This window comes from Terriglobales bacterium (assembly GCA_035937135.1).
Taxonomy (GTDB): Bacteria; Acidobacteriota; Terriglobia; order Terriglobales; family Acidobacteriaceae; genus DASYVL01.
This window is the reverse complement of the sequence record DASYVL010000056.1, coordinates 18,060-33,515: the sequence shown is the minus strand read 5'-3', so window position 1 is coordinate 33,515 and position 15,456 is coordinate 18,060. Positions and strand designations below refer to the sequence as shown.

12 protein-coding genes are annotated in these 15,456 nt (G+C 65.1%); 3 read left to right on the top strand and 9 right to left on the bottom strand.

Annotated features, from left to right (window positions below; all coding sequences use genetic code 11):
* The first annotated feature begins 489 nt into the window (after positions 1-489).
* The 3 genes from VGQ94_03730 (at position 490) to VGQ94_03720 (ending at position 4,895) form a co-directional block, all read left to right on the top strand.
* Positions 490-1,683, top strand: coding sequence for a GGDEF domain-containing protein (locus VGQ94_03730; protein HEV2021618.1), 1,194 nt, complete (start codon positions 490-492; stop codon positions 1,681-1,683).
* A 153-nt stretch (positions 1,684-1,836) separates the two neighbouring features.
* Positions 1,837-3,681: a DUF2339 domain-containing protein gene (locus tag VGQ94_03725; GenBank protein HEV2021617.1), complete on the top strand. Its 1,845-nt coding sequence runs from the start codon at positions 1,837-1,839 to the stop codon at positions 3,679-3,681.
* Positions 3,678-4,895 carry a DUF3999 family protein gene (locus tag VGQ94_03720; protein ID HEV2021616.1) on the top strand — a complete coding sequence of 406 codons (1,218 nt, stop codon included), beginning with the start codon at positions 3,678-3,680 and terminating at the stop codon, positions 4,893-4,895. The genes VGQ94_03725 and VGQ94_03720 overlap by 4 nt, the downstream gene beginning before the upstream one ends.
* Positions 4,896-5,593: 698 nt before the next feature.
* On the opposite strand, the gene VGQ94_03715 is transcribed toward VGQ94_03720, so the two are convergent.
* The 9 genes from VGQ94_03715 to VGQ94_03675 form a co-directional block, all read right to left on the bottom strand.
* Positions 5,594-7,936, bottom strand: a complete 2,343-nt coding sequence (locus VGQ94_03715; protein HEV2021615.1) for a DNA translocase FtsK — start codon at positions 7,934-7,936, stop codon at positions 5,594-5,596.
* A gap of 195 nt (positions 7,937-8,131) precedes the next feature.
* Positions 8,132-9,010, bottom strand: a complete 879-nt coding sequence (locus VGQ94_03710; protein ID HEV2021614.1) for an undecaprenyl-diphosphate phosphatase — start codon at positions 9,008-9,010, stop codon at positions 8,132-8,134.
* A gap of 13 nt (positions 9,011-9,023) precedes the next feature.
* Entirely contained in the window at positions 9,024-9,962 is a 939-nt protein-coding gene (gene bamD, locus VGQ94_03705; GenBank protein ID HEV2021613.1) for an outer membrane protein assembly factor BamD, read from the bottom strand.
* A gap of 13 nt (positions 9,963-9,975) precedes the next feature.
* Positions 9,976-10,887 (bottom strand): threonine/serine dehydratase, encoded by a 912-nt coding sequence (locus VGQ94_03700; GenBank protein ID HEV2021612.1) that lies wholly within the window; start codon positions 10,885-10,887, stop codon positions 9,976-9,978.
* A 190-nt stretch (positions 10,888-11,077) separates the two neighbouring features.
* Positions 11,078-11,179, bottom strand: coding sequence for a GIY-YIG nuclease family protein (locus VGQ94_03695; GenBank protein ID HEV2021611.1), 102 nt, complete (start codon positions 11,177-11,179; stop codon positions 11,078-11,080).
* A 64-nt stretch (positions 11,180-11,243) separates the two neighbouring features.
* The gene (locus tag VGQ94_03690) at positions 11,244-12,917 is read right to left on the bottom strand and encodes a ribonuclease J (GenBank protein ID HEV2021610.1); all 1,674 of its coding nucleotides are present in this window, start codon (positions 12,915-12,917) and stop codon (positions 11,244-11,246) included.
* Positions 12,918-12,973: 56 nt separating this feature from the next.
* The gene (locus tag VGQ94_03685; GenBank protein HEV2021609.1) at positions 12,974-13,822 is read right to left on the bottom strand and encodes a 2,3,4,5-tetrahydropyridine-2,6-dicarboxylate N-succinyltransferase; all 849 of its coding nucleotides are present in this window, start codon (positions 13,820-13,822) and stop codon (positions 12,974-12,976) included.
* Positions 13,823-13,828: 6 nt separating this feature from the next.
* Positions 13,829-14,716 carry a 4-hydroxy-tetrahydrodipicolinate synthase gene (dapA, locus tag VGQ94_03680; GenBank protein ID HEV2021608.1) on the bottom strand — a complete coding sequence of 296 codons (888 nt, stop codon included), beginning with the start codon at positions 14,714-14,716 and terminating at the stop codon, positions 13,829-13,831.
* Positions 14,717-14,763: 47 nt separating this feature from the next.
* Positions 14,764-15,453: a dihydrodipicolinate reductase C-terminal domain-containing protein gene (locus VGQ94_03675; GenBank protein HEV2021607.1), complete on the bottom strand. Its 690-nt coding sequence runs from the start codon at positions 15,451-15,453 to the stop codon at positions 14,764-14,766.
* Positions 15,454-15,456: the final 3 nt, after the last annotated feature.

The following is a 15,456-nucleotide window of genomic DNA, read 5'->3' as shown; positions in this document are numbered from 1 at the left end:
AATCAACTGATTGCTGCAGCCCAACAGATCAAGGCAGCCCTGGGAGCGCCGTAGCACATTGGGAGGCAATGGCACGTCGAATACTGGCCATGATCTAGAATCGAACCCACGGATAAAGGGTCTTCAGATACCACAGTGCCGTTGAGTGCGCCGGAACCATTTGTTTTCCGCACAGATGCGGCGGGTATCGCAGGCGTTTGCAAGACGGAAGCTGAGAATGTAAAGGTCGCTGCCCTCGGCGGTGGCGTTCTCACGACTGCCCACGCGAGCCCGCATTCCCAGCCCGCGATTGCTCCGTCTTCACGTCCTTGGAGGTACTTAGGCAGTCTCCCGCGACGTGTAAGTAGTTGCAGATTCAGGTTGTACGAGGACTGAAAAGGCTGGCGTCGGCGGTTCGATTCCGTCCCTGGCCACCATCTTTCGCCCGCTTTCGCGGCGAATCCGCCCGGTTATTACGCTGGCCCGTAGCATGTCATATGCTCCCTATAAGTGCGATTTCACTTAAGGGCCGCCGCGCAGAGACTCCTGTTCCCCAACGGCATCCTGGCCGTTTTGGGGCTGTGGCTCGTTCTGACCTACGGCCAGAGATACGAGCAGAGCTTCACCCTGTTCGCCGCGTGTTTGCTGGCCTTGGCCGGGTTTCTGGCCGCGCGCGTCGGCTCGTTGCGCGCCTTCCTCGCCATCCTGGCGCTGGTCGGCGGCTTCGTCTTCCTCCGATTTGGACCCCATGAGCCCTCTTTCGACCGCTGCGCCGCCGCTCTTCTGGCCTGCGACCTCGGATTGCTTCTGCTGCTGGAAAACGCCTTTTTCGATTGGGAAGTGGTGATGTGGTGGACGGGCGTGCTCGCAGCGCAGTGGGCGATCTTCATTGGCGCGGCGTATTGGGCGCCCAACCTGATCCAGCCACTCGGCGCCAAGGCGTTCTCGCTCGGCGCCCTCGGCCACATCGGGCTGATCGAGGCGGTGTTCCTCGCGGTGTTGCTGGTTCATCTGGGCCGGTTCGTTTATTCCCCTGACCCGGTGGGCGCCGGGCTGGTGTGGGTGCTGGTGGTCCTGAGCCAGGGCCAGTCGCACCTGACGGCGATCCAGGGCTGCACTGCGCTGGCCGCGCTAATTGTGAGCATCTCGGCGACTGAGCATTCTCATTGGATCGCCTATCACGACGAGCTGACGCGCCTGCCCGGCCGCCGGGCCTTCAATCAGGCGCTGGCCAAGGCAGGAACGCGCTATTCCGTCGCCGTGGTGGACGTGGACCATTTCAAGAACTTCAACGATAGCTTCGGGCACGACGCTGGGGACCAGGTACTGCGCATGGTGGCCACCAACCTGGCTGGCGTGGGCGGCGGAGGCACCGCCTACCGTTGCGGCGGGGAAGAGTTCGCCGTCTTTTTTCCCGGCGTTGCCTTGAAGCAGGCAGCGGCTTCGGTGGAGGAGGTACGCCGCGCCATCGAGCAGGACGTGTTCGTGGTGAGCGGACCGGAGCGCAGCCAGCGCCAGCGGGCAGGGCGGCGGACCTCGTCGCGGCGCGTGCGGCCGGGCTCGCCGGTGGAGACGGCGGTCACCGTCAGCATCGGCGTCGCCGAAGCCATGCCGCGGACCAACAGCCCGGAAGAAGTGGTCAAGGCCGCCGACAAGGCTCTGTACACGGCCAAGCGCGAGGGCCGGAATCGCGTGGTCGTGTGACTGAGGTCCTCCGCGCGCCCAGCATGCCCGAGATCGAAGGCTTTGGCAAAAGCGCGCACCACCTCTTCTTGAACCCGACCGAGGATGGCTTTCTGACCAGCGCGGGCAGAATCCGGTTGGCACGGACCGGAGGATGCAGTAACGTAACGGCCCATGAGTCCGGAGCACAATGAGTTGGAGGAGCTCAAACAGCGGCTGGCGGCGCTGACCCAGCGCGTCTATCGCCTGGAGCAGCAGGCCGGGCTGGAGCCGCTGAAGCCGGTGCTGGCCGCGCCGGCGCCCAGCATCGCTGCGCCTCCCGCCGCGCCTGTTCCTGCGTTTGCCGTGCCGCAGGCGGCCGTAGCACGCGCAACTCCGGCGCTTGCTCCTGTGGCTGCCGCGCCCAAGGAAAACCTGGAATCCCGCATCGGCGCCCACTGGCTGAACCGTATCGGCATCGCCGCTATGTTTTTCGGCGGCTTCTACTTCCTCAAGTGGGAAGTCGAAAACGACAAGCTCGGCGCGGCGGGACGCATTTCGCTTTGGCTCTTGATCGGAATCGGCGTCATTGTTTGGAGCGAGGTCTTTCGCAAGCGGGGCTATCGCATCTTTTCCTTTTCGCTGAAGGCTGTGGGCATCAGCGCCCTTTACCTCTCTTTGTGGGCGGCATTTCAGACCTATCACCTGATTCCTGGTGGCGCCGCCTTCTTCGCCATGGCCATGGTGACCGCGGCCACGGCCACGCTGGCCTTGCGGCAGGACGCTGAGCTCCTCGCTGCGTACGCCATCGCCGGCGGCTTTACCACTCCGCTGCTGCTTTCCACCGGCCAGAACCGCGAGCTGGAGCTCTTCGCATACGTGGCGGTGCTGGACCTGGGTGCGCTGGTGCTGACCGCGGTGAAGCCCTGGCGGCGGCTGCTGATCGGGAGTTTCGTCGGCACGCTGATCCTCTACGTCGGCTGGTACGGCACCTTTTACCACCAGGACGACCAGTTGCGGCTTACCTTCGCCTTCGCCACCGTGTTTTTCGTGCTGTTCGCCATGGTGCCGCTGACGCGGGCGCCGCGCGCCATCGCCGATACCTCCAAGCCCGCGGCCGAATTCCTTCCTGTCCTGGTGATCTTGGCGCTGGCCAACGCGGCCGCCTACTTCCTCCAGATCTGGGACATGCTCGAAGGGGTGAACCGCCACGCCATCGCCTGGATTTCGGTGGGCCTGGCGGTGGTGTATCTGGTGCTCTTCCAGCGCCTGAAGGGGCTCTACAAGGCGGGCACGCCGGAGAAGCCGCGTCCCCACATCCTGCCGCTGTTGCATGTCGCTTTGGCCACCGGCTTCCTCGCCGTCGCCATCCCGATGCGCATGGAGACGCACTGGGTCACCATCGGATGGTTCATCGAAGCAGGCGTGCTGCTGTGGATCGCCGACCGAACGGAAACCGACTTCCTCCGCGACCTCGCCATCGCCGCCCTGGGACTGGGCGTGATCAGGCTGCTGTTCTTCGACAACTTCTATACGGTCCTGCTCTTCTTCAATGCCCGCATGGCCACCTACGGCGTGGCCATCGCGGTGCTCGCCGGGTTGGTGTGGCACGCGCAAAAGCGCGGCGCCAACCGCCTGTGGTCGGCGATTCCCGTGGTCGCTATCAACCTGCTGGCCCTGGTCGCGCTGACCGCCGAGATTTCCGACTTCTTCTCGCAGAAGATGACCAGCGGCCTCTGGGTAGAGATCCACAACCTGCGCCTGGCGCGTGACTTCACCTACTCCGCTCTGTGGATGGTCTACGGCGCCGGGCTGCTGCTGGTGGGCTTCCGGAAGCGCTCCGCCTTCCTGCGCTGGCAGGCGCTCATCCTCATCGCGATGACTGTAGTCAAGGTCTTCGTCTACGATGTCTCGGAGCTGGAGAAGGGCTACCGCATCCTGAGCTTCATCATCCTGGGTGTGCTGCTGCTGGGGGTCTCGTTCGTCTATCAGAAGGACTGGCTGAAGCTCTCCGGCAGCAAGGGAAAGGAGCCGGTATGAGGAAGTCACGGCTCGCGCTTCTGCTTGCGTTTCTTTCCACCGCCGCCACAGCTTCCGACCTGAATCCGGCGTACTTCTCCAACGTGCGCGAGGTGCGCATCACTCATCCCGACCGCCAGAACTACCCGGTGGTGGACCCGGAGTTGTGGGACAAGGGCAGCACCAGCCTGGGCGACCTGCGCCTGGTGACCGCCTCGGGGGCCGAGATTCCATATGCGATGGTGGTCAAAGAAGGCAGCTCCAGCACGCATAAGACCGAGGTCAAAGTGCTGCAACTGGGCACGGTCCGGGGCGCGACGGACTTCGTGCTCGACGTCTCCGCCGTCGCCGAGTACGACCAGGTGCGGCTGAGCCTGGGCACGCGGGACTTCATCGCTCACGCCACGGTCGAGGGGCGCGACGACCTCGCCAAACCGCCGGTCACGCGGCTCGGCACCTACACGCTCTACAATTTCGCGCGCGAGTTTCTCGGCTCGAACTCCACCCTGAAGCTGCCGCGCTCCCGCTTCCGCTACCTGCACATCCACATCGAGGGCGCGGTGACGCCGGATGAGGTCCTGGGCGCAACCGTCGCCGACATCGAAGAGCAAAAAGCGCAGTGGACGCCGCTCGACGTGAATCTGAAGATCGAGCAAGTAGGGAAGAGCACCCTGCTTACCTGGGACGCCCTCGCCGACGTGCCTGTGGACCGCGTCGTGCTGCTGGTGGACCCGGCCGACGTGAACTTCCGGCGCGACGTTCAAGTGCTCGCCCACAACGACATGGTGGGCCGCGGCGAGATCCACCGCATCCGCATGACGCGCTTCGGCCGCACCGTGGATTCGGAAGATCTGGCGCTCTCTCTCGGCGGCATCCATTCTCCCCGCTACAAGCTCACGGTGGCGAACGGCGACGACCCGCCCTTGCACATCCTGGGCGTGCAGGTGTTTTCCATGGAGCGCCGCGTCTACTTCGATCCGCGCGGCAATTCAACCCTGCGCCTCTACTACGGCGACGACCACCTGGCCGCGCCCCTCTACGACTACGCCAAGCTCCTCCAGGAGCCGGAAGATGCGGTGCGCGCAGAACTCGACCCCGGCACCCACAACTTCGCCTACACCGGGCGCCCCGACGAGCGTCCCTGGACGGACCAGCATCCCGCCGTGCTGTGGACCGCGATGATCCTCGCGGTGGCCGGCCTGGCGGGCGTCGCCCTGCGCGGGCTGAAGAGCTAAGAGCCAGATAGCTGCTGGCTGCTCGCTTTTCCATTCTTTCCTTCTTGCTTTCTCCTTACCTTCCCTTCAAGTCTTGTCATCCCGAGGGAGCGCGACCGAGCCCGCCCTAGGCAGGGGAAGGAGCGCGAAAAGCCTGCCCTGAGCGCAGCCGAAGGGAGGGACCTCGGGTTTGGCTCACAAGGCGGCCGAAGCGGCCTGTTCCTCCTGGGCGGGGATTTCGCCGAGCCAGGCAGAGGGGCGGGCGAGAGGGTTGAGGTCGGGGATGGGCTCGGAGTCGGTGAGGGCAAAGGGGTCCGTGCTGTAGAGCTGGAGGCGGACATTGGCGACATTGGAAACGGCGATCTGAAGGCCGTAGAGCAGGAGGGCGGCGCGACGCTCGGCGACGTGGTGGCCGGCGATGGCGCGGAGGAGGTTGACTGCCCCTTCGACTACGCTCAGGGAGAGCTTCGCTCGGCTAAGGCAGGGCGAGCTCTGGCAGCGCGGAGGGAGTCTTTAGTCTTGCCTACCCGAGGCCTTACGGCCTGGGCTAACTCAAATGGCGCCCGCGAGGCGGGCTGGGTCTATCGCACTCCGCTCGCCGTGGCTAGAGCCGCTCTCTGGGGGCGCCGAGACGCGGCCCTAAAGGGCCGCTCTTCCACCGCTCGCGAAGGGCCGCGCTTCCCCACCGGGGAATCGCTGGTCCCGGGGCTGAAGCCGCCCTAGCGCAGGGTTTCTTCGACTTCGGTGATCCAGTCGGGCTTCTTGAGGAGTTCGCGGGGCTTGGGGCCGTCGGGGCGCCCGACGATGCCGTCGTGCTCCATCAGGTCGATGAGGTGAGCGGCGCGGCCATAGCCGATGCGCAGGCGGCGCTGCAAGAGGGAAGTGGAGGCCTTGCCAAACTCGATGACCAGGCGCACCGCGTCTTCGTAGAGCTCGTCGTGCTCGCCCTCTTCGCCATCGGCGAGGCTGCCGCCCTCTGGACGTCCGTTCTCGTCCTTGGGCGGCTGCAGGAACTTGTCGTCGTACTGCGCCGGGGCCTGCTGGCGCCAGAACTCCACCAGCGCGCTGATCTCCTTCTCCGTGACGTAGGGAGCGTGGACGCGGTTGACGCGCGCCGAGCCCGAGGGCAGGTAAAGCATGTCGCCGCGGCCCAGTAGCGACTCGGCGCCGTTGGCGTCCAGGATGGTGCGCGAATCCACCTTGGTGGCCACGCGGAAGGAGACGCGCGCGGGGAAGTTGGCCTTGATGAGTCCGGTGATCACGTCCACCGACGGCCGCTGCGTGGCCAGCACCAGGTGGATGCCGACGGCGCGCGCCATCTGCGCCAGCCGGGTGATGGATTCCTCGACGTTCGTCCGGTCGAGCATGATCAGGTCGGCCAGCTCGTCGATGATGATGACGATGTAGGGCAGCGGTTTGTGCTCGGTCTCGCTCGCCGCGAACAGGCTGGGAGTGTGGTCGTCGTCGAACAGCTTGTTGTACTGGTCGATGTTGCGCACGCTCTTCTCCGCCAGGCACTTCAGGCGGCGCTCCATCTCGCGCACCGCGTTGCGCAGCGCGTAGGCTGCCAGCTTGGGCTCGGTGATGATGGGCGTGTACAGGTGCGGCAGCCCTTCATAGATGCCCAGCTCCAGCCGCTTGGGGTCCACCAGGATCAGGCGCACCTGCTCCGGCGTGGCCTTGTAGAGCATGGACATGATCATGGCGTTGATGGTCACGCTCTTCCCGGAACCGGTGGAGCCCGCGATCAGCAGGTGGGGCATGGTGGCCAGGTCGGCGGTCACGATGCGCCCGTTGATGTCCTTGCCCATGGCCAGCGTCAGCTTGGACTTGGACGACATGAACTCCTGCGCCTCGATCACCTCGCGCAGCCAGATGGTCTCGCGCTCGCGGTTGGGCACCTGGATGCCCACCGTGGACTTGCCCGCCATGCGCTCGATGAGGATGCTCTCCGCTCGCAGGGCCAGGCACAGGTCGTCCGAGAGATTGGTGATGCGGCTGTACTTGATGCCCGCCTCGGGCTTGAGCTCGAAGGTGGTCACCACCGGGCCGGGATTGATGTGCGTCACCTGCCCGAGGACCTCGAACTCGGCGCACTTCTCGGTCAGCACCTGGGAGAGGATGCGCAGCTCCTCCTCGTCCACCGTGCGCTGCTCGTCGGGACGGTGCAGCAGCGAGGTCGAGGGCAGCTTGTAGCCGCCGGCGATCCTGGGCATCACCGTCTTGCGCTTGACGTCGCTGTCAGCGCGGGCGCCCACCTCGGGCGCGGACACCATCATCTGGCTGAGCGTGCGCTCCGCCGGCGCGGGTGCAGCCACTTCCTCCGCCGCGCGCTCGATGCCCGCCCGGGGCGCCGCCAGTACGCGCTTGCCTTCCACCAGTTGCGTGGTCACTACGGGCTTGGTGCCGCGGCGTTTTTCCAGCTCGCGCTGGGCTTTGGCTTTGGCGCGAGCCGCGCGCCAGTCCTGGTAACGGTCCCAGGCGGCAAAGGCGAAGGCAAAGCGCGTCTCCAGCCACAGCCGCAGCACGCCGAAGGAGAAGGCGGTCGAGAGATACAGACTGACGGCGATCACCGCGGCGCACACGATGTAGGCCCCGGTGATGTTGAAGTAGTGGATGAGCGCGTCGCCCACGACGCGTCCCAGCAGGCCTTCCATGGGGACGGCGTGCCGCCAGCGTAGATGCCAGGGCAGCAGCGCCAAGAGCGCGGGCAGGAAAACCATCAGCGCCAGCGCTCCCAGCGCTTTGGCCAGCGGCGCCTCCACCGGACGCGAGCGGAACCAGCGCATCCCCAGCATCCAGATCATGAGCGGCGCCAGGAAGATGGCGACCCCGGCGGCCTGCAGCAGCAGATCGCTCGCCAGCGCTCCCGTCACCCCGATCCAGTTGCGCGCGGGACTGGAGGCGGGCGAGCTGGCCGCGGTGTTCAGCGAGGGATCGAGCGGCGAATAAGAAGCCAGCGCCAGCAGCAGCAGGATGGCGGAGACGAACAGCAGGAAGCCCACCAGCTCATTCAGCCGGCGGTTGGATGTGGGGGTAAATGCGCGCGAGACAAACTTCATTTTGGCGTATCGGCACTATCCGCGAAATCGAGAGGGCACGGCTTGAGTCGTGCCGTTCCGCAGAGCAGAGAAACGGGGCTTTAGCCCCGGTCACTGAAAGTGCCCGAAGTACACCAGAGCAAGCTGATTATCCCAGATTTGAGGCTCTGGGCAACGAAAATCTCTACCCCCCGGAGTGCCCTTCGGGCTCCCCGGTCAGCCCAGCCAGTGCATGGCCCAGGCCAGTACCGCAAGGCCGGCAACGATGCGGTAGGCGGCGAAGGGGGCAAAGCCCCGAGTCCGCACCCAGCGCATGAACCAGGCCACGGAGGCGTAGGCGACCAGGAAGCTCACCACGAATCCGATCGCCAGCAGCACCCAGCCGTGGGCGTCGATGTGCGTGACCCCCAGCGGGTTCACCCCCTCATGGGGTACCACGGATTTGTAAAGGTAATACGCCGTGGCCGCCGCCATGGTGGGCATGGAGAGGAAGAAGCTGAACTCCAGCGCCGAGGCCCGCGTCATTCCCGCCACCTGCCCGGCGGCGATGGTGGCCATGGAGCGCGAGGTTCCGGGGAAGACGGCGGAGAGGATCTGGCAGGCCCCGATCCACACCGCCTGTAGCAGGGTCATCTCCTCCATGTCCTGGGTGCGGAAGGAGCGGCCGGGGCGCGGTGCGCCGCAGGCGGCGTCCACGATCCACATGATCACGCCGCCCACCACCAGCGCGGTTCCCATCACCACCAGGCTCTCCAGATGCTTGCCGATGATCTTGACCAGGGCCAGCGAGGGCCCGGCCGTCACCACGAAGGCAATCAGGGTGAGCGACAGCGGATGCGTCAGCCAGGTGCGGTCGCCCTTCCGGCCCTTGGGAAAGCTCGCCAGAAACTCCACGATGCGTTTGCGGAAATAAACGGGCAGGCAGAGGATGGCGCCCAACTGGATGACGATGGTGAACATCTTCCAGTAGCTGTTGCGCAGGTCCACGCCCAGGAGCGCCTCGGCGATGCGTAGGTGCGCGGTCGAGCTGACGGGCAGGAACTCGGTCAGCCCTTCGATGATCCCCAGCACGGTTGCCAGCAGGTAATCGTTCATCTTCGATCGGCGACTACTCCAACGCGCTCCCGTAGGTGGGGATGTTCTGTTCCACCAGGTATCCGAGGCGCTGCGCGCGCAGCGCCCAATCGCTCTGCGGATACTGAGAGACGAGGCGCTGCGCCAGGGCCACGGCCTTGGCCCGCGCTCCGGCGGAGCGGCCGGCGTTGTTCTCGGTCTTGTAGATCGCGATCAGCGCCGCTTGCCGCCACGCCGCCAGGTAAAGCGCCTCCGCCGCCTTGGGCGACTGAGGATGCTCGCTGACGTACTTCTCGTAGAGCTGGCTCTCCATCTCCGGGCACTTGGACTGCGCCAGCCAGTCGCCGCAGAGCTTGTTGTCGAGCATGCGGAAAGCGGCCATGTCAGCCCATTTGGTGTTGGAAAACTTCTTGCGCACCTCGCGCATGCCTTCTTCGTCGATCTGCGGGCGGTCGCCGGGGTCGCGCTCCTTGGAGGAAGGACGGGTGCTCGCGTCCTCGTAGTCGATCTGCCACTTGATATCGGCGGCGCGGAAGAGGGCCTCGCCCGCCAGCAGCGAGCTGGGGAAATACTCCGCCATGCGGGAGTAAAGGCGCAGGGCATCGTCGGCAGCGTCACGGCGCCCGTGGCGGCGGCTGGCTTCGGCCTCCGAATCGGCCGCTTCTCCGAACAGGATGCGGTCACCATCGGGCGTGGAGGTGCTCACAATCCCCTTGTTCAGCACCCAGCCGTTCACGTCGCGCTCCGGGGTGACGCTGGCCAGGACGTGTAGCCATCCCGGACTCTTCTCCAGGATCACCAGCTCGCGTCCTCGGGTGACGTTGCCCAACTTGGCCGAGGTCACGTCCGGCGCGACGTACAACACCGCCTCGCGCACCGGGAGCGCTCGCTCCACCGCCCAGGCCGGCAGCGGCTGGGCCGCTGCCAGAATCGCTGCCAAAACCGCAAAGCTTCCCACCTTCATCTTGTTCATCGCTTTCTCGCCACTAGCCACTCACCACTTCTTTGAGCAACTCCGCCTCCACGTTCCCGCCGCTGATCACCGCCACCACGCAGTCGCCCGCGGGCAACTCCATCTCGTGGAAGAAGACCGCGGCCGCGCTCACGGCCCCGCTGGGTTCGGCCACCAGATGCGCCTCCAGCAGCAGGCGCCGCATCGCCTGCCGGATCTCGTCCTCGCTCACGGTTACGATGTTCTCCACGTACTTCTGGATGTGCGCAAAAGGGATCACGCCCACACTCTGGGTGCGCAGGCCGTCGCAGATGGTGCGCGAAGTCTTTTCCGCCGGCCACTCCACGATCTTCCCGGCGCGAAAGCTCTCCTGCGTGTCTCCAGCCAGCTCCGGCTCCACACCGACGATTTTCACGCTGGGCTTCGTCAGCTTTACCGCCGTGGCGACGCCGCTCAACAGGCCTCCGCCGCTCACCGGCGCAAGTACCAGGTCCACTTCCGGAAGGTCTTCGACGATCTCCAGGCCACAGGTGGCCTGTCCGGCGACGATCTGTGCGTCGTCGTAGGGCGGGATCATGACGTAGCCGTGTTTGGCGGCCAGCTCTTCCGCCTTGCGCTGGCGCTCGCTGCTGGCCGGACCCACCGTGACTACCTCCGCGCCCAGCGACCGCGTGCCCTCGAACTTCGAGCGAGGCGCGTTGTCCGGCATGACGATGACCGCCGGAATGCCAAAGGCCCGCGCCGCGTAGGCTACCGCCTGCGCGTGGTTCCCGCTGGAATAGGTGATGACGCCCCGCTTGCGCTCCGCCTCGCTGAGCGACGCGATCTTGTTGTAGGCGCCGCGGATTTTGAAGGCGCCGATGGGCTGAAAGCTCTCCGCCTTGAGGTAAAGCTGGCGCGCGCCCAGCCGCCGCGGGAAGGGAACGAGCGGCGTCCGCACGGCCACGCCGCGGATGCGCTCTTGGGCCTGCTGGATGTCGTTCAGGGTGACGATTTTCTTCCTCTTCCCGGCCTATCCCTTAGGGCTGTCATTCTGGGCCCACTTCAGTAGGCGAAGAATCTTCTCCGATGCCTTATACGGCTGGCCCCACTCAAAGCGGTCAAAGTTGTAGCGAGATGTAAACCCCTCCAGTACCTTAGTTCTTGTGCTGGAATACGCGCTCCTCGAGGGTGCTGGTCACGCCGATGTACATCCGATGGGCTTTGTTCGACATGATGTAGACGTAGTACTTCTTCATGTAGTGCAACGGAGTAGTTCCTTCGCTTCGCTCAGGATGACATTCGAGAAAGGGATGCAGCGCACTAGATCTCCAGGATCACCGGCATGATCAGCGGCCTACGCTGGGTGTTCTTGGAGATGAAGCGCTTCAAATCCTGGCGGATTTTCTCCTTGATGACGCCGTAGTCGCCCTTCTCCTCGTCGCTGGACCCCTCGAGCGTCTTCACGATGATGTTGCGCGCCTGATCAAGGAATTCGTCTTCGCCGCCGCCGCCCGCCGAGAAGCCGCGCATCACAATCTCCGGCGCCGCCTCCACCCGCCCCGTCAGTTTGTTGATGGCGATGATGGGCAGCACGATTCCGTCCTCGCTCAAGTGCATTCGGTCCTTGATCACCAGGTCCTCGACTACGTCGGTGCGCGAGCCGGAATCGATGCAAACCCGTCCCACGGTGACTTTGCCGGCTTTGCGTGCGCCCTTCTCGTCGAACTCCAGGATCTCGCCACTCTCCAGCATGATCACCTGGCCGACGGCGCCGTGCATGGAGGCGGCCAGCTCCGCGTGCCGCTTCAGTTGCCGGTACTCCCCGTGGATGGGGATGAAGTAGCGCGGCCTCACCAGGTTGATGATGAGCTTGAGCTCCTCCTGGCTGGCGTGCCCGCTCACGTGCACCGGGGGCGAGGAGCCGTCGTCATAGATGACGTACGCCTCGCGTCGGAAGAGGTGGTCGATCATGCGGTAGATGGCCTTCTCGTTCCCGGGGATGATGCGCGAGGAGAGCACCACGGTGTCGCCCTTCTCGATGTGGGCGTGCTTGTGGTTGTCCACGGCGGCCCGCGAGAGCGCAGACATGGGCTCACCCTGCGTCCCGCTGATCAGCACGCACACCTTCTCCGGCGGCAGGTTCTTGATCTCCCCGGGATGGATCAGCGTCCCGTTGGGGATCTCGACGTAGCCCAGGTCCTGTGCAATCTCCGTGGACTCGTTCATGGAGCGCCCCACCAGCGCCACCTTGCGCCCGTGATGGACGGCCATGTCCACCGCCAGCTTGATGCGGTGGATGGAGGAAGAGAAGCAGGAGATGTAGAGCCGCCGCTGGGTACGGGCAAATACCTCTTCGAACTTGCGCCGCACCGCGCGCTCGCTGGGCGTATAGCCCGGACGCTCCACGTTGGTGGAATCCTGGAACAACGCCAGCACGCGCTCTTTGCCGTACTCGGCGAAGGTGTGCAGGTCGAAGAGCCGGTTGTCGGTGGGTGTGGGGTCCACCTTGAAGTCCCCGGTATGCAGGATCACTCCCAGCGGCGTGTGCAGGGCCAGCGCCACGCAGTCCACCAGGCTGTGCGTCACCTGGATGGGATTGATCTCGAAGGGCCCGACGCGGAAGCGCTGGCCGGGCACGATCTCATTGAGCACGGCGCGATCCAGCAGGTTGTGCTCTTCGAGCTTGCCTTCCACCAGGGCCAGGGTGAACTCGGTGCCGTACACCGGCACGTTGAGCTCGCTGAGGATCCAGGGCAGCGCGCCGATGTGGTCTTCGTGACCGTGGGTCAGCAGGATGGCGCGCACCTTGCTCCGGTTCTCGACCAGGTAGGTGATGTCGGGGACCACAATGTCCACGCCCAGCAGTTCGGACTCGGGGAACATCAGGCCGGCGTCGATGACCACGATGTGGTCGTCCCAGCGCACGGCCATGCAGTTCATCCCGAACTCGCCCAGACCGCCCAGGGGCACGACTTGGAGTTTTCCAGCAGGCATGAAGAACCTTTGATGCTAGCACATGGAGTGGTTTAAGCCCGGCGAGAGGGAGCAGTTCAGCGCAGCAAGTCTTCCAGCTCGACGCCGCGCGCCGTCTTCTGGTCGCGGTACTTGACGATGACCGGCGTGTACAGCGAAAGGCCCCACTCCGCCCCCTTGCCCTGCTTCACAGGGCGCGCGCCAGGAACGACCACGGCGTTCTCCGGCACGGTCAGCGGCTGCTCGGCGGAAGCGCGGTAGATCTCGCCGCGCACCGCGTCGTAGATGGGCGTGGAGCGCGTGAGGATGACGCCGGCACCCAGCACCGCGCGCGCGCCCACGACCGCGCCTTCGTAGACGCCGCAGTTGCCGCCGATCAGCGCATCATCCTCAACGATAACGGGAGTGGCGTTCACCGGCTCCAGCACGCCGCCGATCTGCGCGCCGGCGCTCAAGTGGACGCGCTTGCCGATCTGCGCGCAGGAGCCCACCAGCGCGTGCGAATCAATCAGCGTCCCCTGGTCCACGTAGGCGCCCACGTTGATGTACATGGGTGGCATGCAGATGACCGAGGGCGCCACGTAGGCGCCGCTGCGGATCGCCGAGCCTCCGGGGACCACGCGCACGCCGTCGCGCACGCGGAAGTGCCTCAGCGGGAATGTGCCCTTGTCCACGAAGGAAAGGCCGCGGGGATTGCCCATCTCCGCCAGCTCGCCGATCATGAACCCCAGCAGGATGCCCTGCTTCACCCAGACGTTGGTGCGCCAGCGGCCGTCCACCTTTTCCGCGGCGCGGATCTTGCCCTGGCCCAGCGCATTGCGGAACTGGATGAAGACGCGCTGCGCCTTGGCCAGGTCGGCCTTGGCGTCCTTCACGCCCGAGCCCAGCGCGAACAGCCGCTCGATGTTGGCTTTGAGTTTCTGCATTTGCACCTAGCTCTTCAGAAGTCCGGCTTCGGCTGCGATCTTTTCCAGCTTGGCGCGCGTCTCTTTCTTCATGGGGACGAGCGGCAGCCGGTAATGCTCGCCGATCTTGCCCATCATGGCCAGCACCGCCTTCACCGGCAGCGGGTTGGACTCGATAAAGTTGGCCTGCATCAGCGCCAGATACTTGCGGTGGAGCTTGCGGGCTGTCGTCCAGTCGTTCGCGAGCGCCGCGCGCGTCATCTCCGCCATCTCCTTCGGGATCTCGTTCGAGGCGACGGAAATAATCCCCACTCCGCCCAGGGCGATCACCGGCAGCGTGAACGCATCGTCGCCGGAAAAGACCAGGAAGCTGTCGGGAACCGCGTTGCATACCTCGGCGATCTGCGTGATGCTGCCGCTCGCTTCTTTCACCGCGATGATGTTCTTGATCTCCGCCAGCCGTGCCAGCGTCGCCGGTTCGATGTTCGCCCCAGTACGTCCGGGGACGTTGTACAGCACCAGCGGCTTATCCACCGCTCCGGCGATGGCCGCAAAGTGCTGGTACTGGCCCTCCTGCGTGGGCTTGTTGTAGTAGGGCGAGGCGGTCAGGATGGCGTCCACGCCTTTGATGCGCGCCACCGCCTTGGCCTTCTCCACCGCCTCGCGTGTGGAGTTCGAGGTTGCCCCGGCCATGATGGGCACCTTGCCCCCGGCCGTTTCTATCGTGATTTCAATGACTTGGCGGATCTCGTCCGGAGCCAGTGTCGGCGTCTCCCCGGTGGTGCCGCAGGGAACGAGGAAGTCGATCTTCGAGGCCACCTGCCACTCCACCAGCGCCCGCAGTGCGGGCTTGTCGAGCGAGCCATCGGATTGAAACGGAGTCACAAGAGCGGTACCGCAGCCGCGAAGGTTCATAAAGGCAGTCTCAAGCTTTCAGTTCCGAGTTTCAAGAGGACCGAATTCTACTTGGACGAGCCGGTTGTCAGCACGTCTTTGAATTCAAAAAAACCCTTCTTGCCCGCCAGCCACTCGGCCGCCTGGACCGCGCCCTCGGCGAAGCCGCGGCGCGACTTGGCGTCGTGGGTGATCATCATGGTGTCGTTCGCCGAATCGAGCAGGATGACGTGCGTGCCCACCACGTCGCCTTCGCGGATGGAGGTGATCTCCAGGTTCGTTCCGCCCGCCTGGTCCATGATCTGCTTCATCTTGGCGGCCGTGCCCGAGGGCTTGTCCTTCTTCTGCTCGTGGTGGCGCTCCACGATGTGCCCGGCGTAGCCGTGACGCAGAGCCGCGCCCGCCGCGCGCGCGATCTCGAACAGCACGTTGACCCCAACGGAAAAATTCGGGGCGTAGAGGAACCCGATGCCGCTGCGCTCCACCAACTCCTTCACCCGCGGGAGTTCTGCGGACCAGCCCGTAGTCCCCACCACCATGCTGGCGCCCGCCTTGGCGCAGGCCTCGATGTTCTGGACCACTGCCTGGGGCGTGGTGAAGTCAATCACCACATCCACGCCGCGCAGGCCGTCTTTAGTCAGGGCAAAGGCGTTGGCGTTGTCGGCGGCGCCCAGGGCACGCACCTGGTGGCCGCGCTCCCGCGCCACCTCCGCCACCAGCGACCCGGTCTTCCCCTTGCCCAGTACCACTAGGTTCATTGT